Source organism: Streptomyces sp. NBC_00316 (assembly GCF_036158715.1).
In the GTDB taxonomy this organism is placed as follows: Bacteria; Actinomycetota; Actinomycetes; order Streptomycetales; family Streptomycetaceae; genus Streptomyces.
Genome location: NZ_CP108023.1, coordinates 2,956,390 through 2,979,302, shown reverse-complemented (window position 1 = coordinate 2,979,302; position 22,913 = coordinate 2,956,390). Strand labels below are relative to the sequence as shown.

General features: G+C 71.2%; 16 protein-coding genes. 13 read left to right on the top strand and 3 right to left on the bottom strand.

Annotation, left to right across the window (positions count from 1 at the left end; translation table 11 throughout):
• The first annotated feature begins 112 nt into the window (after nucleotides 1-112).
• The 11 genes from OG878_RS13095 (at nucleotide 113) to OG878_RS13045 (ending at nucleotide 15,785) form a co-directional block, all read left to right on the top strand.
• A complete protein-coding gene (locus OG878_RS13095; protein ID WP_443049101.1) occupies nucleotides 113-2,335 on the top strand; it encodes a putative bifunctional diguanylate cyclase/phosphodiesterase in 2,223 nt (740 codons plus the stop codon).
• A 178-nt stretch (nucleotides 2,336-2,513) separates the two neighbouring features.
• On the top strand, nucleotides 2,514-2,810 hold the full coding sequence (gene gatC / locus OG878_RS13090) for an Asp-tRNA(Asn)/Glu-tRNA(Gln) amidotransferase subunit GatC (RefSeq protein ID WP_015036350.1): 297 nt from the start codon (nucleotides 2,514-2,516) through the stop codon (nucleotides 2,808-2,810).
• A 5-nt stretch (nucleotides 2,811-2,815) separates the two neighbouring features.
• Entirely contained in the window at nucleotides 2,816-4,318 is a 1,503-nt protein-coding gene (gene gatA / locus OG878_RS13085; protein ID WP_328886953.1) for an Asp-tRNA(Asn)/Glu-tRNA(Gln) amidotransferase subunit GatA, read from the top strand.
• On the top strand, nucleotides 4,315-4,554 hold the full coding sequence (locus OG878_RS13080; protein WP_328886952.1) for a hypothetical protein: 240 nt from the start codon (nucleotides 4,315-4,317) through the stop codon (nucleotides 4,552-4,554). The genes gatA and OG878_RS13080 overlap by 4 nt, the downstream gene beginning before the upstream one ends.
• A 16-nt stretch (nucleotides 4,555-4,570) precedes the next feature.
• A complete protein-coding gene (gatB, locus tag OG878_RS13075; protein ID WP_328886951.1) occupies nucleotides 4,571-6,079 on the top strand; it encodes an Asp-tRNA(Asn)/Glu-tRNA(Gln) amidotransferase subunit GatB in 1,509 nt (502 codons plus the stop codon).
• 214 nt (nucleotides 6,080-6,293) lie between these two features.
• Nucleotides 6,294-8,402 (top strand): phosphocholine-specific phospholipase C, encoded by a 2,109-nt coding sequence (locus tag OG878_RS13070; RefSeq protein WP_328886950.1) that lies wholly within the window; start codon nucleotides 6,294-6,296, stop codon nucleotides 8,400-8,402.
• 263 nt (nucleotides 8,403-8,665) lie between these two features.
• Entirely contained in the window at nucleotides 8,666-10,885 is a 2,220-nt protein-coding gene (locus tag OG878_RS13065) for an MMPL family transporter (RefSeq protein WP_328886949.1), read from the top strand.
• A 49-nt stretch (nucleotides 10,886-10,934) separates the two neighbouring features.
• A complete protein-coding gene (locus OG878_RS13060) occupies nucleotides 10,935-11,489 on the top strand; it encodes a GNAT family N-acetyltransferase (RefSeq protein WP_328886948.1) in 555 nt (184 codons plus the stop codon).
• Between the two features lie 58 nt (nucleotides 11,490-11,547).
• Nucleotides 11,548-12,174: a hypothetical protein gene (locus OG878_RS13055; protein ID WP_328886947.1), complete on the top strand. Its 627-nt coding sequence runs from the start codon at nucleotides 11,548-11,550 to the stop codon at nucleotides 12,172-12,174.
• Between the two features lie 254 nt (nucleotides 12,175-12,428).
• Complete coding sequence (locus OG878_RS13050; RefSeq protein ID WP_277328492.1) at nucleotides 12,429-12,602, top strand: hypothetical protein; 174 nt, start codon at nucleotides 12,429-12,431, stop codon at nucleotides 12,600-12,602.
• Between the two features lie 57 nt (nucleotides 12,603-12,659).
• Nucleotides 12,660-15,785, top strand: coding sequence for a helix-turn-helix transcriptional regulator (locus tag OG878_RS13045; RefSeq protein ID WP_328886946.1), 3,126 nt, complete (start codon nucleotides 12,660-12,662; stop codon nucleotides 15,783-15,785).
• Between the two features lie 216 nt (nucleotides 15,786-16,001).
• Here OG878_RS13045 and OG878_RS13040 read toward each other — a convergent pair whose 3' ends face one another.
• The 3 genes from OG878_RS13040 to OG878_RS13030 form a co-directional block, all read right to left on the bottom strand.
• A complete protein-coding gene (locus OG878_RS13040; RefSeq protein ID WP_328886945.1) occupies nucleotides 16,002-16,229 on the bottom strand; it encodes a DUF6191 domain-containing protein in 228 nt (75 codons plus the stop codon).
• Nucleotides 16,230-16,259: 30 nt separating this feature from the next.
• Nucleotides 16,260-17,423 carry a PQQ-dependent sugar dehydrogenase gene (locus tag OG878_RS13035; protein WP_328886944.1) on the bottom strand — a complete coding sequence of 388 codons (1,164 nt, stop codon included), beginning with the start codon at nucleotides 17,421-17,423 and terminating at the stop codon, nucleotides 16,260-16,262.
• A 162-nt stretch (nucleotides 17,424-17,585) separates the two neighbouring features.
• Nucleotides 17,586-18,542, bottom strand: coding sequence for an aldo/keto reductase (locus OG878_RS13030; RefSeq protein WP_328891224.1), 957 nt, complete (start codon nucleotides 18,540-18,542; stop codon nucleotides 17,586-17,588).
• A 131-nt stretch (nucleotides 18,543-18,673) separates the two neighbouring features.
• On the opposite strand from OG878_RS13030, the gene OG878_RS13025 reads away from it, so the two are divergent.
• Nucleotides 18,674-19,624 carry a 2-hydroxyacid dehydrogenase gene (locus tag OG878_RS13025; protein WP_328886943.1) on the top strand — a complete coding sequence of 317 codons (951 nt, stop codon included), beginning with the start codon at nucleotides 18,674-18,676 and terminating at the stop codon, nucleotides 19,622-19,624.
• A 282-nt stretch (nucleotides 19,625-19,906) separates the two neighbouring features.
• Complete coding sequence (locus OG878_RS13020; protein WP_443049100.1) at nucleotides 19,907-22,744, top strand: putative bifunctional diguanylate cyclase/phosphodiesterase; 2,838 nt, start codon at nucleotides 19,907-19,909, stop codon at nucleotides 22,742-22,744.
• The last annotated feature ends 169 nt before the right edge of the window (nucleotides 22,745-22,913 follow it).

Genomic DNA, 22,913 nt, shown 5'->3' with positions numbered 1-22,913 from the left:
TAGAGCGCTGCCCGTAGGGGGGTTCGGCGGCCTACTGTTGAGACGTGCGCCTGCCGTGTACGGCTGCGCGACGGTGATCCCGGCTGCGCGACGGCCGTGGGGTCGTGGTGGCATGGGAGCGGGACGAACAGGTGACATCGGCACCGCCGGCTGTGAGAGGGACGGAATGAAACCGACCGAGAGCGCCGCGCCGGTGTCGCGGCTGCAAGGTTTCCTCGGCCCCACGCCCAAAGTGGGCGCCGCCGTTGTACTGGTCGCCACCACTCAGCTCGCGACGGGCTTCTACCGGACCCTGAGCGGCAGTCACGCACTCTTCCCGGGCGGCGCGGTCGGCTGGTCGCTCGCCGTCCTCACCGGAATCATCGTCGGTCATCTCGTCGCGCTCGGGCGCGACCGCTGGTGGGGCGGGACCGGATCCGGCGCCGCGCTCACCCTCGCCGTCCTGCTGCTCTACGGCTGGGTGGCCGCAGGCCTGGTCAGCCTGGTCGTCGTGGTGCTCGTCGGTGTGGCCCGCAGACACCGCTGGTGGCAGGGGCTGCTGCATGGCGCGGTGGACATCCTGGGGGTGGGCGCGGCGGCCCTGGTCCTCGCCGCGTTCGGTGAGGCGCAGACGGTGGAGTCGCCCTGGCGGCCCCTGGAATGGGGCATCGAGGCCGTCCCGGAGGTCGTGCTCGCCGCCTCCACGTATCTCGTCGTCACCCGGATCCTCCTGTGGTATGCCCAGGCCCCCCAGGGCAGCGGGCTGTCGACCATCGCCCGCACGGCCGTTCTGCGCCAGGGGCTCGTCGCGGTCGCGCTGCTCGGGATCGCCCCTCTGATATGTACGGTCGCGACGACCACCCCCGTACTGCTGCCGCTGTTCGCCGTCCCGCTGATCGCCCTGGACTCCACCCTCTGGATCGCTCGGGCCAGAGCCGAGGAGCAGCTGCGGGACCCGCTGACCGGACTGCCGAACCGGCAGTGGCTGCTGGAGCGCACCTGGACGGCGCTGGAGGACGCCGAGCACATCGGCGCCAGATCCGCACTCGTCCTGATAGACCTCGACCGGTTCCGGGCGGTCAACGACACCCTCGGTCATCTGGCGGGGGACCGGCTGCTGCTGCAGATAGCGGAGCGGCTCCGGCTGGCCCTGCCGCGCGGGGCGGAGGCGGCGCGGCTCGGCGGCGACGAGTTCGCCGTACTGCTCCCGACCGCGGACTCCACCACCAGTGCCCAGCGCGTCGCCCGCCATCTGGTCGCCGAGCTCTCCTCGCCGCTGGACCTCGACGGCCTCACGCTGGTGCTGGAGGCCAGCGCCGGGGTCGCCGTCTACCCCGACCACGCGCTGGACGCGGAAGGGCTGCTCAGACGGGCGGATGTGGCGATGTACCAGGCCAAGCGGGACCGTACCGGCGTCGAGGTGTACGAGTCGAAGCGGGACAGCAACACCCCGGACCGGCTCGGGCTCCTCGGGGATCTGCGGCGCGCGCTGGACGCCGGCGAGGTGGAGCTCCACTACCAGCCGAAGGTCCGCTTCGACGGCCAGGTGGCCGGGCTCGAGGCGCTGGTGCGTTGGGTGCATCCGGAGCGTGGCCGGGTCCCTCCGGACGAGTTCATCGCCATCGCCGAATCGTCGGGCCTGATGCCGCACCTCACCGAGTACGTGCTGGAGACGGCACTGGCCCAGGTCGCCAGGTGGCGGGCACAGGGGCTGTTCGTCCCGGTCGCGGTCAACGTCTCCCCGCGTGACGTCCACACCCCCGGCTTCGCCGGCGGCGTCGCGGCCCAGCTCGCCCGGCACGGTGTCCCGGCCGGCTCCCTCCAGCTGGAGATAACGGAGCACGTCCTGCTGGAGGACCCGCAGCGCGCCGCCGACACGCTGGCCGGTCTGACCGGGCACGGCGTGAAGATGTCCCTCGACGACTTCGGTACGGGGTACTCCTCGCTCGTCCATCTGCGCCGCCTGCCGGTCAGCGAACTGAAGATCGACCGGTCGTTCGTGGCCCGGCTGGCCGTCGACAACGAGGACGCGGAGATCGTCCGCTGCACCATCGACCTGGCCCACTCGCTCGGTCTGCTGGTCGTCGCCGAGGGTGTCGAGGACGACGAGACGTGGGAGCGGCTGCGGGACCTGCGCTGCGATGCGGTGCAGGGATGGCTGGTCGCGGCCGCGATGCCGCCGCAGGAGACCACGGCGTGGCTGCGGGCCCGCGGCGAGCACGGCTGGCGGCGGCCGTCGGAGCTGGCGGCTGCCGCGGCGGCTGCCGCCGCGGCGGCGGGAGTGAAGACAGGCGTGGCCGAACTGGAGCAGCGGAAGCCGGGCCGGGCGGTGCGGTCGCGTCCGGCGACGACCTGAGCGGGCGCGGCGGCCGGATCCCGGCGGCGCAATCGAACGGACCGGCCCCGATCGGACCCCGATCGCGCCCCGGCGGAGGCCGGACGGAGGCGACTGCGCCGTGGGTGGCGGACCCGTCCGTGGCGGACCCCATAGGATTGGGGCCAAAACCACAACACTCACCCCTGAGGATCGCTGCATGCCTGGCATCACGCGCGAGGAGGTCGCCCACCTCGCACGGCTGGCGCGTCTGGAGCTGAAGGGCGAAGAGCTCGATCACTTCGCCGGTCAGCTCGACGACATCATCGGCGCGGTCGCCCGCGTCTCCGAGGTCGCCGACCAAGACGTACCGCCGACCTCCCACCCGCTGCCGCTGACCAATGTCATGCGCGCGGACGAGGTCCGTCCGTCGCTCACCCCCGAGCAGGCGCTCTCCGGCGCCCCGGCCCAGGAGCAGCAGCGTTTCAAGGTGCCGCAGATCCTGGGGGAGGACTAACAGCCATGACGGACAACAGCTCCATCATCAAGCTCACCGCCGCCGAGATCGCCGCGAAGATCGCTTCCGGCGAGCTGACGGCCGTCGAGGTCACCGAGGCGCACCTGGCCCGGATCGACGCGGTCGACGAGAAGGTCCACGCCTTCCTGCACATCGACCGTGAGGGCGCGCTCGCGCAGGCCCGCGCCGTCGACGCGAAGAAGGCCGCGGGCGAGAAGCTCGGCCCGCTGGCCGGCGTCCCGCTCGCGCTGAAGGACATCTTCACCACGCAGGACATGCCCACCACCGTCGGCTCGAAGATCCTCGAGGGCTGGGTTCCGCCGTACGACGCGACCCTGACCAAGAGGCTGAAGGCCGCCGACGTCGTCATCCTCGGCAAGACCAACATGGACGAGTTCGCCATGGGGTCCTCCACCGAGAACAGCGCCTTCGGCCCGACCGGCAACCCGTGGGACCTCACCCGCATCCCGGGCGGCTCCGGCGGCGGCTCCTCGGCGGCCCTCGCGTCGTACGAGGCCCCGCTCGCCATCGGCACGGACACCGGCGGTTCCATCCGCCAGCCCGCCGCCGTCACCGGCACCGTCGGCGTCAAGCCCACCTACGGTGCGGTCTCCCGCTACGGCATGGTCGCCTTCTCGTCCTCCCTCGACCAGGGCGGCCCCTGCGCCCGTACGGTCCTGGACGCGGCGCTGCTCCACGAGGCGATCGCCGGACACGACCCGCTGGACTCGACGTCCATCGACGCACCGGTCCCGCCGGTCGTCGAGGCGGCCCGCAACGGCAGCGTCGACGGCATGCGCGTCGGCGTCGTCAAGCAGTTCTCCGGCGAGGGCTACCAGGCCGGTGTCGTCCAGCGCTTCAACGAGTCGGTCGAGCTGCTGAAGTCGCTCGGTGCCACGATCGTCGAGCTGGACTGCCCGTCCTTCGACCTGGGCCTGTCGGCGTACTACCTGATCGCGCCGTCCGAGTGCTCCTCCAACCTGGCCCGCTTCGACGCCATGCGGTACGGCCTGCGGGTCGGCGACGACGGCACGAAGTCCGCCGAGGAGGTCACCGCCCTCACCCGTGAGGCCGGCTTCGGCGACGAGGTCAAGCGCCGCATCATCCTCGGTACGTACGCACTCAGCTCCGGCTACTACGACGCGTACTACGGCTCGGCGCAGAAGGTCCGCACCCTCATCACCCGGGACTTCGAGAAGGCCTTCGAGCAGGTCGACGTGATCGTCTCCCCGACGACGCCGACCACCGCTTTCCCGATCGGCGAGCGCGCCGACGACCCGATGGCGATGTACCTGGCCGACCTCTGCACCATCCCGACCAACCTGGCCGGCAACTCCGCGATGTCGCTGCCCTGCGGTCTGGCACCGGAGGACGGTCTCCCGGTCGGTCTGCAGATCATCGCCCCGGCCATGAAGGACGACCGGCTGTACAAGGTCGGAGCCGCCGTCGAGGCCGCCTTCGTGGAAAAGTGGGGGCACCCGCTGCTGGAGGAGGCTCCGTCGCTATGAGCGCACTGACCAAGGCCAAGGGCTTCAAGAAGTCCAAGACCGGTACGTACCTGTCCATCGGCACCACCGCCTTCGGCGCGATCGGCGTGTACAAGCGGGCCAAGACGGCACGCCAGGAACACGACACGCTCCGGCTGGTCGATGCCGTCGTCTCCGCTGCCGCCATCGCCACCGGCATCGCTCTGCTCTACCGCGAGCTGAAGCGCCTGGGCGACGACGACGTACTGCTGGGTTGAGAGGGAAAGTTTCACCGTGACTGTCACTGACCTGGTGCCGTACGAGGACGCCCTCGCGACGTACGACCCCGTCATGGGCCTTGAGGTCCATGTCGAGCTCGGCACCAAGACCAAGATGTTCTGCGGCTGCTCGACCGAGCTGGGTGCGGAGCCGAACGCGCAGACGTGCCCGACCTGCCTCGGCATGCCCGGCTCGCTCCCGGTCGTCAACGCGATCGGCGTGGAGTCCGCCATCAAGATCGGTCTCGCACTGAACTGCGAGATCGCCGAGTGGTGCCGCTTCGCCCGGAAGAACTACTTCTATCCGGACATGCCGAAGAACTTCCAGACCTCGCAGTACGACGAGCCGATCGCCTACAACGGCTATCTGGACGTCCAGCTGGAGGACGGGGAGATCTTCCGGGTGCAGATCGAGCGCGCCCACATGGAGGAGGACACCGGCAAGTCGCTGCACGTCGGCGGCGCGACCGGCCGTATCCACGGCGCGTCCCACTCCCTGCTCGACTACAACCGCGCGGGCATCCCGCTCATCGAGATCGTCACCAAGCCGATCGAGGGAGCGGGCGCGCGTGCCCCCGAGGTCGCCAAGGCGTACGTCGCCGAGCTGCGCGAGCTCATCAAGGCGCTGGGCGTCTCCGAGGCGCGCATGGAGCAGGGCCAGATGCGCTGCGACGTGAACCTCTCGCTGCGTCCGAACGGCACCGAGACGTTCGGTACGCGCTCCGAGACGAAGAACGTGAACTCGCTGCGTTCCGTCGAGCGTGCCGCCCGCTACGAGATCCAGCGCCACGCCGCGGTGCTGAACTCCGGCGCCAAGGTCGTGCAGGAGACCCGGCACTTCCACGAGGAGGACGGCTCCACCACGGCCGGCCGCATCAAGGACAACGCCGAGGACTACCGCTACTTCCCGGAGCCGGACCTGGTGCCCGTCGCCCCGGCCCTGGAGTGGGTCGAGGAGCTGCGCAAGGGGCTTCCCGAACTGCCGCGCGTGCGCCGCAACCGGCTGCGCGAGGAGTGGGGTGTTTCCGAGTTCGACATGCAGTCGATCCTCAACGCGGGCGCGGTCGACCTGATCGTCGCCACGACCGCGGCGGGTGCCCCGTCCGACCAGGCCCGCAAGTGGTGGATGGGCGAGCTGGCCCGGCAGTCCAACGAGACCGGTGTCGCCCTGGAGGAGCTGGCGATCACCCCGGCGCAGGTCGCCCGGGTGACCGAGCTCGTCGCCTCGGGCGACCTCAACGACAAGCTGGCGCGCCAGGTCATCGAGGGCGTCCTCGCGGGCGAGGGCGACCCGGACACCGTCGTCGAGAAGCGCGGCCTGAAGGTCGTCTCGGACGAGGGCGCGCTGGGCGCGGCCGTGGACGAGGCGATCGCTGCCAACGCGGCCGTCGCCGACAAGATCCGCGGTGGCAAGATCGCGGCGGCGGGCGCGCTCGTCGGCGCGGTCATGAAGGCCACGCGCGGCCAGGCGGACGCCGCCCGGGTGCGCGAGCTGATCCTGGAGAAGCTCGGCGTCGAGGGCTGATCCCCTCGCGGCTTCGGCCGCAGGCGCGTGTGAAGGGGCGGTGCACCCGGTCGACGGGTGCACCGCCCCTTCGCGTTGCGTGCCGCCACCACAGGCGGATTGGACTTCCGCGCCGACCTGTTGGACGTTCACCGCCGGGCCGTGCAGCGGTCTTCCTGCAGCCACCTGCCCCGCATAGCTTCCCGACTGCAGGACAGGACTCGGGAGGCTCAACTTGACCACGGACATCTCACGCCGGCGCCTCTTCGCGCTCGGCGGCGGAGCGCTCGGCGCCGCGGCGGCCGGGTCGCTGCTGCCGCCGTCTCTGCAGGCCGCGATAGCCGCGCAGCCGACGCGCCCGGCAGGGTCCGGCGGGCTCCAGGACATCAGGCACGTGGTGATCCTGATGCAGGAGAACCGTTCATTCGATCACTACTTCGGCACCCTGCGCGGTGTGCGCGGCTTCGGCGACCGCAACGCGATCGAGCTGCCCTCCGGGAAGCCGGTCTTCGAGCAGCCGGGAGCGTCGGGCGCCACCGTGCTGCCGTTCCCGGTCCGGGACGCCGCCGCGGCGCAGCAGAAGGACCTTCAGTACATCGGCGCCCTCGACCATTCCTGGAGCGGCGGCGGCAAGGCGTGGGCCGGCGGGTGGATGAACGGCTGGGTGACGGCGAAGACGGCCGCCACCATGGCGTACTACGACCGCCGCGACATCCCGCTGCACTACGAACTGGCCGACACCTTCACGATCTGCGACGCCTACCACTCGTCCATCCACAGCTCCACCAGCCCCAACCGCAACCACCTGTGGAGCGGAAAGACGGGCTTCGAGGCGAACGGCAAGCGGGCGGTCGGCAACGACGCGTACAGCGAGGGCACCCATCCGGGGTACGGCTGGAGCACGTATGCGGAACGGCTGGAGGAGGCAGGGCGCAGCTGGAAGACGTACACCGAGTGGGAGAACTTCACCGACAACCAGATCGAGTTCTTCGCCACCTTCAAGGCGGTCGCGCGCAAGGCGCTGGCGAAGACCGGCGAGCACACGTACATGGAGTCCTTCTACGCGGCCGTCCGCGACACGGACGACGCGGCGGAGCGCGCGCGTCTGCTCGGTCTGCTGGAGGACGGGGTCGCCACACTCACCACGGCGGAGCGCAGCCTCTTCGAGCGGGCGCTGCGCCGGGTCGAGACCGGCACGCTGGCCGAGGCCTTCGCCCAGGACGTCGCAGCGGGCACGCTGCCCGAGGTCTCCTACCTGGTGCCGTCGGCGGTCGACTCGGAGCACCCGAGCGTCTCCTCCCCGATCCACAGCGCCACGATCGTCTACAAGGTCCTGGACGCGCTCGGTAAACACCCCGACGTGTGGCAGCACACCGTCGTCCTCGTCAACTACGACGAGAACGACGGCTTCTTCGACCACGTCCCGCCGCCGGTCGCGCCGCCCGAGGTGACCGACGAGCAGTGGGAGTCCAAGCCCACCGGCCTCGGCGTGCGCGTGCCGCTGCTCGTCGTGTCGCCGTGGAGCGTGGGCGGCTACGTCTGCTCCGAGGTCTTCGACCACACCTCCGTGATCCGCTTCCTGGAGCGCTGGACGGGCGTGCAGGAACCGAACATCAGCGACTGGCGGCGCACCGTCACCGGCGATCTGACATCGGCCTTCGATTTCACCCGCGGACGGCGCCGGCCCGAGACGGAGCAGCCGGGCGTCATTCCGCCGTTCACCGGACGCTGGTCGCCGAAGCCGCCGGCCGTGCAGCAGATGCCCGTGCAGGAGCCCGGCGTCCGGCCCGCCCGGCCGCTGCCCTACCAGCCGGACGCCCGGGCGAGGGTCCTGAACGGGGCGGTGCAGGTCGCCGTCAGCAACACGGGGCGTTCCTCGGCGCACTTCGCCCTCTACCCGTACGCGGGCGAGTTCCCCGTACCGCAGCACCGGGATGTGAGGGGCGCGGCGCACTGGACCGTGCCCCTCACCGGTGAGTCCTACCGGTTCACCGTGACCGGGCCGAACGGTTTCCGGCGCGAGTTCGCGGGCGTCGCCGGGAGCGGACCCGAGGTCGCGACGTGGGTCGACGGTCACGAGCGCGATCTGCATCTGACTCTGCGCAACACAGGGCGGCGGACGCTCACCTTCACCGTCCGGCCGCTGGGTTACGTCGACGAGGCGGACCTGCGGGGCCGGACCCGGACGATCAAGGTGAAGCCGGGGCGGAGCCGTACGGTCGTCCACGCGGCGGCCGACGCGCACGGCTGGTACGACCTGGCCGTCACGGTCGACGGCGACGACGCGTTCCGCCGCCGGCTGATGGGGCATATCGAGAACGGCCGGGCGAGCGTCTCCGGCTGACCGGCGGCGCACTCCGCCGCCGGGCCGCGAACCGTGCGGGCGGGTCCGACAGCCGGACCCGCCCGGCATGGGGGCGCTCGCCGAGCGTGTGAGGTAAGCCGGATATCGGGCATGTAATGGAATAATCAGACACTGTGAGCATCGCCACGAAACGGGCAAATGATCACTGGTGGCTGCCAGAGTGACGGTTCTCAGGTCAAGCGTTCTTCGCGGGCTGTTCATCAGATCTCCTGAAGAAGACGAACCACCAGGGAGCAGATCCGTTGGCTGCCATCGCCCGCTGGTGCGTCACGCACCGTCTCCTCGCCGTCCTCATCTGGCTGTTCACCCTCGGCGGCGCGGCCACCGCGGCGGGCTTGGCGGGTTCCGCGTACTCCAACGACTACGAGGTGCCCGGTACGGAGTCGGGCAGGGCCACCCAGCTGCTCAAGGGCGGTTTCACGGATCTCGGCGGTGATACCGACACCATCGTCTGGCACACCACCGGTTCCACCGTCCGGGCCACCGACGTCGTACAGACGATGACCCGGACCCTGCACGCGATCGAGGAACTGCCGGGTGTCGGAGACGTGACCGGGCCCTACGGGGCCTCCGGTGCCGGGCAGATCAGCGCGGACGGACACACCGCCTACGCCACGGTCACCTTCGACCACCAGGCCGACGACATCCCGGCCCGGCAGGCCCGGGCCGTCGCGGACACCGCGAAGGCGGCCGCCGGTGACGGACTCCAGGTGGAACTGGGCGGCTCCGTCGCCGCCCTCACCGAAGCGCCGTCCGCACACCTCAGCGAGGCCATCGGGGTGGTCGTCGCCGCGGTCGTCCTCTTCCTGGCCTTCGGGTCGCTCGCCGCCAGCGTGCTGCCCATCGCCACCGCCCTCGTCTCGGTCGGTACGGCCTACGCGGGCATCGTCCTGCTCGGGCACCTGATGACCGTCGCCGACTTCGCCCCCATGCTGGGCATGTTGATCGGCCTCGGCGTCGGCATCGACTACGCGCTGTTCATCGTCACCCGGCACCGCCGAGGACTGCGGCGCGGTCTGACGGTCGGCGAGGCGGCACGGAACGCCGTCGTGACGACCGGGCGTGCCGTCGTCTTCGCCGGGGCCACCGTCTGCATCGCCCTGCTCGGCATGCTGATCCTGCGGCTCGGCTTCCTCAACGGCGTCGCGATCGCCGCCTCCCTCACCGTCGTGCTGACCGTCGCCGCCTCGCTGACCCTGCTGCCTGCTCTGCTGTCGTTCATCGGGATGCGGGCGCTGAGCCGGCGTGAACGCAGACAGCTGGCCGAGCACGGACCGCAGCCCGAGCTCCCCACCGGCTTCGCGGCGCGCTGGTCGGCCTTCGTCGAACGCCACCCCAAGCTGCTCGGCGCCGCCGCCGCCGTGGTGATGCTGGTCCTCGCACTGCCCACGCTCTCGCTGCATCTGGGCACTTCCGACCAGGGCAACGATCCCTCGTCGTCCACCACCCGGCAGGCGTACGACCTGCTGGCCGACGGCTTCGGGCCCGGCATCAACGGTCCGCTCACGATCGCCGCGCAGCTCGACGGCGCCGACGACCGGCTGGCGATGGACGCACTGCCCGCCACACTGCGGGCCACGGAAGGCGTGGCATCGGCCGGCCCCGTCGTGTACAGCAACAGCGGCGACACGGCGTTCGTCACCGTCGTCCCGACGTCGTCGCCGCAGTCCCGGCAGACCAGCGCCCTCGTCGACCGGCTGCGCACGGACGTCCTGCCCCAGGCCGAGGCGAACACCTCGCTCCAGGCCCATGTGGGTGGCGTGACCGCCGGCTACGACGACTTCGCGCAGGTCATCGTCGGCAAACTCCCGCTCTTCGTCGGGGTCGTCATAGGGCTCGGCTGCCTGCTTCTGCTGCTGGCCTTCCGGTCGATCGGCATTCCGCTGAAGGCCGCCGCGATGAATGTGGCCGCCGTCGCCTCCTCGTTCGGAGTCGTTGTCGCGATCTTCCAGTGGGGGTGGGGGAGCGAGCTGCTCGGACTCGGCAGTGCCGGACCCATCGAGCCCTTCCTTCCGGTGATCATGGTGTCCGTGCTCTTCGGGCTCTCCATGGACTACCAGGTGTTCCTGGTCGGCCGGATGTACGAGGAGTGGCTGGAGACCGGCGACAACCGGCGGGCGGTCCGGGTCGGCCTCGCCGAGACGAGCCGAGTGATCAACTCCGCCGCGGTGATCATGATTTCGGTCTTCCTCGCCTTCGTGCTCAGCGGGGACCGGGTCATCGCGATGTTCGGCATCGCGCTCGCGGCTGCAGTCGCGCTCGACGCCTTCGTCCTGCGCACCCTGCTGGTCCCCGCCCTGATGCACATGCTGGGCGATGCGAACTGGTGGCTGCCGCGCCGGCTGGACCGGCGGCTGCCGCGCATCAGCATCGAAGCGCCCGAGTGCCGGGCGCCGCATGCAAGGATTTCCGGGGCGCATGCGGGCAAGGACGACGAACCGGTCGTGCTGCGCGTCCAGTGAGATCGTGTGCGATCTCCTCGGCCTCACCGGACCACGTCGAAGGAGCATGATGTTCGCGGTACCCCTGGGTGACGACGGTGCGGAGCTGCGCCCGCTGGAGATCTGGCAGGCGGAGGAGTTCCTCGCCCACATGGACCGGGCACGCGACCTCGTCGACCCATGGATCCCCTTCGCCGGCTTCGCCACCGACCTCGAATCGGCGCGCGCCCTGCTGCAGCGGTACGCCGAGAAGCAGGCGGCGGACACCGGCCGGCTGTACGGCATATGGCTGGACGGCACCCTGGTCGGCGGCGTCCTCTTCCGGATCTTCGACACCGGGTCCGGGAACTGCGAGATCGGCTGCTGGCTGGAGCCCGCGGGGGAGGGACGCGGCCTGGTGACCCGGGCGGCGCGCAAGCTGATCGACTGGGCGATCGAGGAGCGCGGCATGCACCGGGTGGAGTGGCACGCGTCCGCGGCCAACACGCGCAGTGTCGCCGTGGCCAAGCGCCTGGGCATGACGCGCGACGGGGTGCTGCGTCAGAACTATCTGTACCGCGGTGTGCGGCACGACTCGGAGATCTGGTCCGTGCTGGCCCCCGAATGGCGCGCCCAGCGGGGCTGAGGCGGGCTCGGGGGCGGGCGTTAAGAGGGTTCTCATCCGGGCGGCCTAGCCTGCGGCCATGAACCCCACGACTTCCCAGACCCCCCAAGCTCCCACCGCCGAAGGCGACCACGGGGAGCAGCCGGCGGACGGCCTCGACGAGGCGGCGATCGAAGCCGGGGGCGAGCGCGCGGTGCGCGAGGGCAGTGGCCCCGGCGCCGATGCGGACTCCGGCCTCGACGACGGCCTCGACGACGATCCGGACCACGACCTGGAGGACGGCGACTCCCACCGGACGCCGTCCGGACTCGGCGCCGCCTCGGCGGCCGTCGTCGCCGCCGGCCTCGGCGTCGTCGGACTGACCGGCGCCTGGACCGGCCGGGTCGTCGCCGAACGCGAGACCCTGCTCGGCCAGATGAAGACCGCCTCCGGCGGCTCGGTGGCCCAGCAGATCTCCGAGATCTACGGCGACGCCTGGCACTCCACCGCCCTCGTCAACGGCCTCTTCGCCCTGCTGGCCCTGCTCGTCGGCGTCTTCGCGCTGGTCCGCCCGGCCTTCGGCGCCCCGGGGGACCCGCAGCCCGGCTGGGTCCGCGCCTTCGCGAGCGCCGGTATCGCACTGGGTGTCCTCGGCGTGCTGATCTCGGTCGGCATGTACTTCGACCTCATCGTCGCCCTGCCGGCCGCGAGCGCCGCCGCCGGCTAGTGCTGTGACCGGTACGCACCGGCCGGCGATGCCCTAAGGCATTCGCGTGGGGGGCCTCGGTCCGTATGCGGTACCCACCGCATGCGCCTAAGGCCCCCCACCGCGCGGAGATGCGGAACTCGCCCGATGTGGCGGCACCCCCTGGGGGACGACAGTGGAGGCACGGCAGAAACGAGCGGGACGGATTCCCGGACCGCACACCGACTGCCCGTCCGCCAGGCCCTCAACGGGCCGTCGTCATCAGGGAGAAGCACATGTTCGCGTACGAGCTCCACAAGGCCCACGAAGCCGAACTCCTCCGCAGGGCCGAGCAGGCGCGTGTCGTCCGGCAGGCCCGCCGGGCCCGCCGCGTCGAGCGCCGCTCCGGACGCAACGAGGACGAAGGAGTGGTGAGTACGATCCGGGACCGGTTCGTCCACGCCGCCTGAGCGCAGGCGATGACAGCCGGTTCCCCTCCAGCCGCCACGGCGTCGGACCCATGTGCGATGCTCGGCGGCGTGGAGACCAGGTCCGTCAGTCCCGTGTTCGTCGGTCGCGCCGCCGAACTCACCTCGCTCACCGATGCGCTCGCCCGCGCCACCGCAGGACCACCCGGCCGTACCGGGGCCTTTGGCGGGGAGCCGCAGGCGCTGCTCATCGGTGGCGAGGCGGGCGTCGGCAAGACGCGGCTGGTCGAGGAATTCCTGACGGCGGCCGTCCGGCGTGACGCCGTCGTCGCGGTCGGCGGTTGCGTCGAGATCGGTGCCGACGGGCTGCCGTACGCCCCGTTCTCCACGGCCCTGCGCGCCCTGCGCCACACCCTGCCCGACGAGATGGCCGCGGCATGCGCCGGGCAGGAGGGCGAACTGGCCCGGCTGCTGCCCGAACTCGGCGAAGCCGACCGTGACGCCACCGACGAGCACGGCACCGCCCGGCTCTTCGAACTCACCGCACGACTGCTCGAACGCATCTCCGCGGACCGTCCCGTCGTCCTCGTCCTGGAGGACCTGCACTGGGCCGACGCCTCCACCCGGCACCTCCTCGCCTATCTCTTCCGCACCCTGCGCAGCGGCCGGCTCGTCGTGGTCGGCACCTACCGGGCCGACGACATCCACCGCCGCCACCCCCTGCGCCCCCTCCTTGCCGAACTGGACCGGCTCCGCACCGTCCGCCGGATCGAACTCGCCCGCTTCAACCGCGCCGAGGTCGGCCGCCAGCTCACCGGCATCCTCGCGGCCACCCCCGAACCCGCCCTCGTCGACGAGATATTCGAACGGTCCGACGGCAACGCCTTCTTCGTCGAAGAGCTCGCCTGCAGCCTGGAGTCCTGCGACAGCGCAGGCCTCTCCGACTCGCTGCGCGACCTCCTCCTCGTCCGCGTCGAAACACTCTCCGAGGACGCACAGAGGATCGCCCGGATCATTGCCGAGGGCGGCTCCACCGTCGAGTACGGACTGCTGGCCGCGGTCTCCGGGCTTGCCGAGGACGACCTGATCGAGGCGCTGCGCGGAGCCGTCGGCGCCAACCTGCTGCTCGCCACCCCGGAGGGCAATGGCTACCGCTTCCGCCACTCGCTGGTCCGCGAGGCCGTCAGCGACGACCTGCTGCCCGGTGAACGCTCCCGCCTCAACCGCCGCTACGCCGAGGCGCTGGAAGCCGAACCCACCCTCGTCCGCGCCGGCGAACGCGCCACCCGCCTCGCCAGCTACTGGTACGGCGCGCACGATGCGGCCAAGGCCCTTCCCGCCGTGCTCAAGGCCTCCGTCGAGGCGCGCCGCCGCTACGCCTTCTCCGAGCAACTGCGGCTGCTGGAACGGGCCATGGAGCTGTGGGACGACGTCCCCGACGACATACGCCGCACCCTGCGCCCCATCGACTACGCCGAGGTCTACCCGGCCTGCGGCTGCGACCCGGACGCCACCCCGCTGCGCTACCTCGATCTGATGGCCGAAGCCACCGTCGCCGCCCGCTTCGGTGGCGACCGCGAACGGGCCCTGGCCATCTCCAAGAAGGCCGTACGGCTCCTGGACGGCGAAGCGGATCCCCTGCGCACCGCGTGGTTCTGGGTCCAGCGCTCCCACCTGGTGCAGGGCCTCACCCGCGGCGACGGATGGCAGGAACTGGCCACCGCCCAGGACCTGGTCCGCGGTCTGCCGCCGTCCGCCGTGCACGCCGACGTCCTGATGAGCGTGGCCGGCTGGGGCGCCCTGCACCGTCCCGGCGCAGAGACGCTCGCCGCCGCCGACCGGGCCGTGGAGTACGCCCAGCTCGTCGGCGACGAGTACATCGAGCTGCACGCCCGGCTCACCCGTGGCTGGCTCACTGCCGATGCGGGCGCCGTCGACGAGGGCATCGCCGAGATGTACGCCGTCCGCGACCGCGCCGACGAACTGCACCTGGTCGGCATCATGGACCGCGCCAGCATCAACCTCCCCTCCACGCTCGAAGCGATGGGCCGCTCCGTGGAGGCCGTGGCCGCAGCGGACCACGGAATCGAGGTCTGTCACCGTCACGGCCTCTCCGACTCGGAGGCCTGGGTCCGCTCCAACCAGGCGACGTCGTACTTCTCCCTCGGTCGCTGGGACGAGAGCCGGGCCACCATCGAGGTGGCGGCCCGCGTCGCCCAGTCCCGCAAGGCGGAGGGTCTCGTCGCCCTGCGCCACGCCGAACTGGCGCTCGTCCGCGGCGACATCGCCGAGGCCGAGGGGCAACTGGCCTTGAGCAGACGCCACTTCGGCTCCCGCGACCCGCAGCCGCAGCACTTCATCGCCCTTGCCCGCCAGGCCATGACCCTTGCTGTGCAGCAGGGCCGGCTCCCCGAGGCACGGGCGACCTTCGAAGCCCTGGCGGAAGAGGGCTTCCCGACCGGCACCCAGCGGTACGCACTGCCGCTGCTCCATGTCGCCGCCGCGGCCGAGGCGGACGCCCGGGGCCTGCCCGCCACGGACCCCAGCCGGCCCGCGGTCCTCGCCCTGATACGCAAGCACATGAAGCACCTGCCGATGGTGGTTCCGGTCTGGGCCGCGTACGGCCTGCTGATCAGCGCCGAGCTGGCCCGCGCCGAGGGCACCGACACGCCCGACCACTGGGCCCGCGCGGCCGCCGCGTTCGCTCCTCTGCACCGCCCCTATGAACTGGCCCAGGTCCACCACCGCTGGGCCGAGGCCCTCCTCATCGCCTCCGGCGACCGTGCCGAGGCCACCGGCCTCCTGCGCTCTGCTCACAGCACTGCCGAGCGGCTCGGTGCGCGTCCGCTGGCGGAGACCATCGAGCTGATGGCCGGCCGCGCCCGGATCACGCTCACCCCGCCCGCCGACGAGATCCCCACCGCGGTCACCGTCGCGGCCGAGGGCACCGCCATGGACGGGGCCGCGGAGCGGGAGCGCGCCGACGACCAGCGCCGGGAAGCAGCGGCCGCGGCGGTGGAGTCGTTCGGGCTGACACGGCGCGAGCAGGATGTGCACCGGCTTGTCGCCGCCGGGCACACCAACCGGAGGATCGCCGAGGAGCTCTACATCTCACCCAAGACCGCGAGCGTGCACGTCTCCAACATCCTGGCCAAGCTCGGCGTCTCCAGCCGCGGCGAGGCCGCAGCTCTCGCCCACCGCCTCCGCCTGTACCGCTCCGCATAGTGCTGTGACCGGAAAGGTTCACCGGCTCGCGCCGCCCGGCACGGCACCTCGCCGCGTTGTCGCATCACCCGAGTACATCCAGTACGCGGGCGATGCTCCGCCTTGCGATGCACCGCACCGGACGCCGCGAGCTTCCCGGCAAACCTTTCCGGTCACAGCACCAGCGGGGTGCGGCTGAGGGTGACGGGGCGGTCACGGTCGGTGGCCGACCGGTCCTCACCCGCCGGCCGGGCCCGAGGGCCCGTCGGCGTCCTCGTCCCCGTCTTCGGCGTCAGGCTCCGGTTCCTCCGGAAGGCGGACCGTCACCTTGCCCGAGGCCAGGTCTATCGGGCCACGGCCGGGATCGCCCACGCCCAGGTCCACCCGAGTCAGCTCCAGCCGTTTCTGCTCCTCCGCGGCGTGCTTGCGGCCCGGGGCGAAGAGTTCCTCGAAGAAGTTGAACACCGGCTCGCACCCTTTCACCTGCTGTCGCCGCTATCGCACCTCCAGCACCAGGATTCTGTCGTCTCCCGGTTCCGGTGTGCCACGGGTGTCCGTGTTGCTCGTAACCAGCCACAGTCTGTTGCCGCCCGCCGCGAGCACTGTGCGCAGACGGCCGTACTGTCCTTTGAGGAACGACTGCGGGGCCGCCAGAGGTTCCTTGTCCGGGATCTCGGACAGCGGGACCCGCCAGAGCCGCTCACCCCGCAGGCCCGCCATCCAGATCGAGCCCGCGGCGAAGGCGATCCCGCTCGGGGACGCCTCCGATGTCCTCCACTGTGCCACGGGGGCGACAAAACCCTGCTTGCCGGCCTTCCCCTCGTACTTCGGCCAGCCGTAATTCCCACCGGGCACGATCTGATTCAGCTCGTCCCAGGTGTCCTGCCCGAATTCGGACGCCCACAGCTGATCACGGCTGTCCCAGGCCAGCCCCTGCACATTCCGGTGCCCGTACGAATACATCACGGAGCCGGGCTCCGGGTTGCCCGGCGCGGGCCTGCCGTCCGGAGTCATCCGAAGGATCTTGCCCGCCAGGGACTTCTTGTCCTGCGCGAGCCCGGTGGACCCCGTCTCGCCCGTCCCCGCATACAGCATGCCGTCCGGGCCGAAGGCGATCCGGCCGCCGTTGTGGATGCCGCCCTTCGGGATGCCCCGCAGGATCGTGTGCGGCGTCCCGAGCTGCCGGCCGGTGCCGCCGTGCTCGTCGTACCGCATGCGGGCGATGCGGTTGTCGGTGTCCGTCGTGAAGTACGCGTACACCAGATGGTCCGAGGCGAATGCCGGCGAGATCGCGATGCCCAGCAATCCGCCCTCCCCGGCGGGCGACACCCCGGGCACCGTGCCCAGCAGTGTCTTGCTTCCGGTCCTTCCGTCGATCCGTGTGATCGTTCTCTCGTCGCGTGAGGACACCAGCAGATCGCCGCCGGGCAGCTCCGCCAGACCCCAGGGCGAGGCGAGCCCCTCGGTCAGGGTCGACACCACCCTCACCGAGCCCTTCGCGGGCGGCAGCGAGGACGGGGGCGGCAGAGCGGAGGACGCGGCGGGGGAGGAGGGCCGCGCGTGTGTCGTGCTTGCGGCGTCACCTCCCGTGCGCCCTGAACCGTCGCTCGACGAGCACCCCGACACCAGCAGTGAGCCCACCGCGGCTGCGGTCACCATCGCGCGGCGTGCAACGGACGCCCCGCGCGGGCGTTCCCCCCGGGTTCTCACGGATCCGCATACAGAAACGCGCACAGCACCGATCCCTTCGACGGCTGCATGACTACTGTTCTTACACCGCAGCCCCGCCCCGGGTTCCGCATGCCGGCGGAATTTCCGGGCTCAGTCCCACGACCCGCGCGCCCGCGGCAGCCGAGCGATCTCCGCCAGGTCCTGCGCGGTCAGCTCCAGCCCGGCCGCCCCCGCGTTCTCCACCGCCCACTGCTCCCGCTTCGTGCCCGGCACCGGCACCACATGCGGGCCCTGGCGCAGTACCCACGCCAGCGCCACCTGCGCCGGAGTCGCCCCGTGCCGCTCGGCGATCCGCCGCAGCCCCACCACCACCGGCTGGTTCGCCGCCATCATCTCGGCCGTGAACCGCGGGTGCCTGGCCCGCAGGTCGTCCGGCTCGAAACCCTGGCCCGGAGTCAGCGTGCCCGTCAGATAGCCGTTCCCCAGCGGCATCGCGGCCAGCAGCCCCACGCCGCGCGCCTCGCACCACGGCAGCAGCGTGTCGAGGGCCTCCGGAGACCACACCGAGAGCTCCGCCTGGACCGCGCTCACCGGAAAGACCTGCTGCACCCGCTCCAGCTGGCGGATCGTTCCGTCATGCATCCGTGCCCCCGGCCGGCGCGTCGCCCGTGCCCCGACCGCGCACAGTCCCAGCGCCCGTACCTTTCCCGCGGTGACCAGCTCCGCCATCGCGCCCCAGGTCTCCTCCACCGGCACCTCGGGATCGGCACGGTGCAGCTGGTACAGGTCGATCACATCGGTCTGCAGCCGTCGCAGCGATGCGTCGCAGGCCCGGCGCACATAGCCGGGACGGCCGTTGGCCACGATGTGCTGATCGCCCACCAGGAGCCCGCACTTGGTGGAGACGAAGGCGTCGGCCCGGCGCCCCTTCAGAGCCCTCCCGATCAGGAGTTCGTTGGTGAAAGGGCCGTACATGTCGGCCGTGTCGAGCAGCTGGACGCCCGCATCGAGCGCCGCGTGCACCGTTCGCAACGCACGGTCACCACGCTGCTGCGACGTGCTGTACGCCCAGCTCATCGGCATGCAGCCGAGCCCGACCGCACCCACGGCGAGCGCCGCCGCACCGAGACTCCTGCGCTCCAACTCCCCGAACCCTCCCTCGGCCCCGCCGTCACGGGACCACACCGCATCCCAAAGTAGCCTCTGCCGTCCTCCGGGCTTCGCATAGCCTCCTGACCATGACTTCTACGACGACGCCCGATGTATGGCTGCCGATTCCGGCCGATGAGATCGAAGGACTTCCCGAGGGTCTCAACTACCGCCTCTGGAACGGTGCGCAGGACTTCCCCGCCGACCCCGCGGACTGCGCCTTCTATGTCGTTCCCTACATGAAGGGTCCGGAGATCGCGGTCCGCCCGCTCGCTGAAATGGGGTCGGTCCGGGTCGTGCAGACGCTCTCCGCGGGCATCGACCACGTCCAGCCGGCGCTGGGCCTGCTGCCCGCCGGGGTGCGGCTGTGCAATGCCAAGGGGGTTCACGAGGCCTCGACGGCGGAGCTCGCCCTCGCGCTGGTCCTCGCCTCGCTGCGTGGCCTTCCCGGGTTCGTCCACGGCCAGGACAAGGAGGAGTGGCGGGCCGGTTTCTACCCGGCGCTCGCCGACAAGTCCGTGCTGATCGTGGGGTACGGATCCATCGGCGCCGCCATCGAGGACCGGCTCGCGCCCTTCGAGTGTGCGCGGGTGGCGCGCGTCGCGCGCTCCGCGCGGACAACCACACGCGGCCCCGTACACACACTCGACGACCTGCCCGCACTGCTGCGCGAAGCCGACATCGTCATTCTGTCCACTCCGCTGAACCCCTCCACGCAAGGGCTGGTGAGCGCCGACTTCCTCGCTTCGATGCCGGACGGCGCGCTGCTCGTGAACGTCGCCCGGGGCGGCGTCGTGGACACCAAGGCCCTGCTGTCCGAACTCGAGTCCGGTCGGCTGCGGGCCGCCCTCGATGTCACCGACCCGGAACCGCTGCCCGCCGGCCACCCCCTCTGGCATGCTCCGAACGTCCTGATCACGCCACATGTGGGCGGCAGCACCTCGGCGTTCCTGCCGCGGGCCAGGCGGCTGCTGGCCGGCCAGCTCACCCGGTTCGCCGCGGGGGAGCCGGTACACAACGTGGTGCTCACCACCGACTGACCACGCTGCGAATCCGTTTCGCTGCGCACAGTGCCGACAGCGGCTTGATCGGTCACGGAGAGTAGAGGAACTATGTCCCTCTGTGACGGGTCTGGTGTATCGTCCCGAATGGGGCTGTGCCGTGGAAGAGACGGTGCGGGGGCGGCAGCGGAACGCGAGGGGGCGACGGGCGATGTACGGCCGATGGACGAACGATCCGACGCGGCAGGGCGGTCGACGGAGACCGCCGGGGCGCCCATCTCGCCGTGCCCGCACCCATCCGACGACCTCGGGAACACCTCGGTGAGCGCCCCGGAAAGCGCTCTCGGGGCGTTCCGTTCCCGGCAGCCTGCCATCGGCGGAGTGTCCGGGCTGGTCTCGCAGATCTTCCTCGGCCTGGTCTGCGGAGGTTACGCCGTGGGGGCGGCCTTCGGCTGGGGCTCGCCCGAACTGGCTCTGGTCATGGGTGACTTCGGCCTCAGTGCCGCCGCCCTGATCGCCGCCGTCTCCTGCTTCGTCTACGCACACACGGCGTGCAACCGGTTTCGGCCCGCCTGGCTGCTGTTCTCGTTCTCCTCGCTGATGGCGGCCGGGGGGAACGCCGTCTGGGGCTACTACGAGGTCGTGCTCGGCGTCCCGGTCCCCAGCCCGTCCCTCGCCGACGTCTTCTTCCTCTGCTTCGCGCCGCCCGCCATCGTCGGTCTGCTCGTGCTCGCCAAACGTCCTGTCACCAAGGCCGGTTGGGTCTGTCTGATGCTGGACTCCTGGCTGATCGGCGGATCGCTCCTCACGCTCTCCTGGAGCCTCGCCCTCGCCCACACCGCGCATCTCGCGGATGCCCAGGGGGCGAGCGTGGCCCACGCGGCGCTCTCGCTGGCCTATCCGCTGCTCGACATCGTGCTGGTCTCCATGGTGCTCGCCCTGCACTTCCGGCGGGCCAACGTCAACCGCTCCGCTGTGAACACCGCCGTCGCCGCGCTCGCCCTGACCGTGCTCTCCGACGCGCTGTTCACCTCGCCGCTGCTGCGCCAGACCTATCACTCCGGCCAGCTGCTGGACGCCGGGTGGTTCGCCGGTTCGCTGCTGCTCGCGTACGCCCCCTGGGGCGCGAACCGGACGCGCGACAACGCTGTCCAGCCGCACCCCTCCCCGCGCGCCACCAGCCGGCCGATCGCCGGATCACTGGCCGCGCTGACGCCGTATCTCGCCGCCGCCGTCTGCACCCTCGGCATCCTCTACAACGTCATCGAGGGCCGCCGGGTGGACCACGTCGTGGTCCTCACCGGTTGCCTGGTGGTGCTCGCCCTGGTCGTCCGGCAGGGCATCATGCTCGTCGACAACATCGCGCTCACGCAGGAACTGGCGCAGAAGGAGAACCACTTCCGCTCGCTGGTCCAGGGCTCCAGCGACGTCATCATGATCGCCGCCCCCACCGGCATACTCCGGTACGTCAGCCCCGCAGCCTCCGGGGTCTACGGGCGTGAGGCCGACGATCTCGTCGGCTCCGAGCTCGCCTCGATCATTCACCCCGAGGACCTGGGGCGCGTGGTCCACGAGGTGCGGCGGTTTCTGGCCGCACCGCCCAGCGAGGAGCCCACCACACGGATCGAGTGCCGGTTCAGGTCGGGCACCGGTGACTGGCTCAACGTCGAGTCCACCGTCAACCGTCACCAGGGCGGGCTGATCCTCAACAGCCGGGACGTTACCGAACGGGTGCGGCTGCAGGCCCAGTTGCAGCACAACGCCGAGCACGACCCGCTCACCGAGCTGCCCAACCGCGCCCTGTTCACCCAGCGGGTCCGCCAGGCCCTCGGCGGCCGCCGCGCCGGCGACCCGGGCACCGCGGTGCTCTTCATCGACCTCGACGGGTTCAAGTCGGTCAACGACCGTCTCGGCCACCAGGCGGGCGACGAGCTGCTCGTCCAGGCCGCCCGCCGCCTCCAGGAGTCCGTACGGGCGGGGGACACCGCCGCCCGCCTCGGCGGCGACGAATTCGCGGCGCTCATCATCGGCGACGGCACGCGCGACCAGGGCGCCCGGGAGTACCAGGTCCACGAGATCGCCGACCGGCTGCGCCTCACGCTCTCGCAGCCGTACCGGATCGGCGGCGGCGAGGTCCGCGTCGCCGCGTCCATCGGTGTCGCCTTCGCCGAGCCCGCCATCACCCCCACCGACCTCATGCGCAACGCCGACCTCGCCATGTACCGCGCCAAGGCGGCCGGCAAGGACCGCGTCGAGCTGTACGCCCCGCAGATGCAGGCCGACGTCGTACGGCGCTCCGAACTCGCGGCCCGGCTGCGCACCGCCCTGCGGGAGGGCGAGTTCGCGCTGCTCCACCAGCCCGTGGTCCATCTCGCCACCGGCACCGTCGCCGCCGTCGCCGCGCAGGCCCGCTGGCGCTCCGCCCAGGGCATCCTGTTCACCCCGGCCGAGTTCCTCCGCGTCGCCGAGGACAGCGACCGCACCGCCGAGCTCGGCCGCTGGCTCCTCGAAGAGGCCGTCGAGCAGGCCGCCGACCGGGCCAGGGCCGGGCACCAGGTCTCCGTGGCCGTCCGGCTCTCCGCCCGGCGGCTGCTGGACAAGGCGATGCCGTTCGGCTCCGTCGAGGCGCTCCTCACCCGGCACGGCCTGCCTTCGGGAGCGCTGATGATCGAGGTCTCCGACAACGACCCCCGGGTCTCCTTCGAGGAGCTCGAACAGCGCCTCGTCGCGCTGCGCCGGCTGGGCGTACGGATCGCGCTCGACGGATTCGGCAGCGGCTACGCCGCCATCAACGCGCTGCGCCGGCTGCCCATCGACGTACTGAAGCTGGACCGCGGGCTCGTCGAGGGCGTCGTCGAGTCGGCCCGGCTGCACAAGATCACCAGTGGGCTGCTGAGGATCGCCTGCGACCTCGGGCTGCAGTCCGTGGCGGACGGGGTCGACGTACCGGAGCAGGTCCTCGCGCTGCGCGCCATGGGCTGCACGCATGGTCAGGGGATGGCCTTCTCCGGGCCGTTGGACGAGTACCGGCTGCGCCGGACCCTGGTGCGCGGGGAGTTCCCGGTGCCCGGCGGTCCCGTCGACCGGCCGGTCCTGACGGGTGGTTCGGCCTCGCTTCTCGCCAGCTCACATTCTGAGACGCGCATCCCACCCACTTGACATGCCGTGCGCGTCGGAGAGAGGGTCAATGCCATGCGCACCCGAATTCTCGTACTTGGAAAGCGCGTCGGCTGAAAGCGGAGTCCCTCACGGACACTCTGCAGACCGCACCGACGCGCTCCCCTCGCTTGCCTCACGGCACGAGGGGTTTTTTGTTGTACTGACACAC

Coding starts and splice junctions, on each gene's coding strand:
- OG878_RS13095 (WP_443049101.1), top strand. CDS start 113: ATGGGAGCGGGACGAACAGGTGACATCGGCACCGCCGGCTGTGAGAGG.
- OG878_RS13025 (WP_328886943.1), top strand. CDS start 18,674: ATGACTTCTACGACGACGCCCGATGTATGGCTGCCGATTCCGGCCGAT.
- OG878_RS13050 (WP_277328492.1), top strand. CDS start 12,429: ATGTTCGCGTACGAGCTCCACAAGGCCCACGAAGCCGAACTCCTCCGC.
- OG878_RS13035 (WP_328886944.1), bottom strand. CDS start 17,423: ATGGTGACCGCAGCCGCGGTGGGCTCACTGCTGGTGTCGGGGTGCTCG.
- gatA (WP_328886953.1), top strand. CDS start 2,816: ATGACGGACAACAGCTCCATCATCAAGCTCACCGCCGCCGAGATCGCC.
- OG878_RS13080 (WP_328886952.1), top strand. CDS start 4,315: ATGAGCGCACTGACCAAGGCCAAGGGCTTCAAGAAGTCCAAGACCGGT.
- OG878_RS13045 (WP_328886946.1), top strand. CDS start 12,660: ATGCTCGGCGGCGTGGAGACCAGGTCCGTCAGTCCCGTGTTCGTCGGT.
- gatC (WP_015036350.1), top strand. CDS start 2,514: ATGCCTGGCATCACGCGCGAGGAGGTCGCCCACCTCGCACGGCTGGCG.
- OG878_RS13060 (WP_328886948.1), top strand. CDS start 10,935: ATGTTCGCGGTACCCCTGGGTGACGACGGTGCGGAGCTGCGCCCGCTG.
- OG878_RS13055 (WP_328886947.1), top strand. CDS start 11,548: ATGAACCCCACGACTTCCCAGACCCCCCAAGCTCCCACCGCCGAAGGC.